Annotated in this window: 1 protein-coding gene; it reads left to right on the top strand. The window is 49.2% G+C overall.

Translation table 11 applies throughout. The features are described 5' to 3' along the window. Positions 1-299, top strand: a 299-nt coding sequence (locus OGX81_RS00600) for a DUF2931 family protein (RefSeq protein ID WP_286450044.1), incomplete at both ends; no start/stop codon positions are given.

Genomic DNA, 299 nt, shown 5'->3' with positions numbered 1-299 from the left:
TCTTTTGTCACCCCTTCTGAACTACCCGCAGAAGTCCTTCATGCCCGGGTTATTGATACGGATGGTTATCTGTATACCTTCAATACACTTGACCAAACTGCTCAGGCTCCGGATTCCATCGATAAATGGGCCCCGACTGTCTATGGCCCCAGCGTCATTTTCAACAAAGTCAAAAAACCGCCTCAGTACATTGTCTTCTGCTGGGAATCCTATATCGACAAACAAACTTACGAGACCAGCGCCGTGTTCGGACCAGAAACCTGGCTACGGATGAAAACCCCTGCCGATCATACCTGGGA

Source organism: Citrobacter sp. CK206 (assembly GCF_030333125.1).
Lineage (GTDB): Bacteria > Pseudomonadota > Gammaproteobacteria > Enterobacterales > Enterobacteriaceae > Citrobacter_B > Citrobacter_B koseri.
This window is presented reverse-complemented; position numbering and strand designations above follow the sequence as displayed.